The 223-nt window shown below is 68.6% G+C and carries 1 protein-coding gene; it reads right to left on the bottom strand.

Features of this window, described 5'->3' with window-relative positions:
• Positions 1–223, bottom strand: a 223-nt coding sequence (locus tag IG08_RS0153700) for an electron transfer flavoprotein subunit alpha/FixB family protein (RefSeq protein ID WP_030622573.1), incomplete at both ends; no start/stop codon positions are given.

Below are 223 nucleotides of genomic sequence, written 5' to 3'. Positions count from 1 at the left end.
GGGGACGACGTCGAAGAGGTCGCCGACGACGCCGTAGTCGACGAGGTCGAAGATCGGGGCCTCGGCGTCCTTGTTGATGGCGACGATGGTCTTGGAGGTCTGCATGCCGGCGCGGTGCTGGATGGCGCCGGAGATGCCGGAGGCGATGTACAGCTGCGGGGAGACGGACTTGCCGGTCTGGCCGACCTGGTTGGTGTGCGGGTACCAGCCGGCGTCCACGGCG

This window comes from Streptomyces fulvoviolaceus (genome assembly GCF_000718165.1).
GTDB classification, from domain to species: domain Bacteria; phylum Actinomycetota; class Actinomycetes; order Streptomycetales; family Streptomycetaceae; genus Streptomyces; species Streptomyces fulvoviolaceus.
This window is presented reverse-complemented; position numbering and strand designations above follow the sequence as displayed.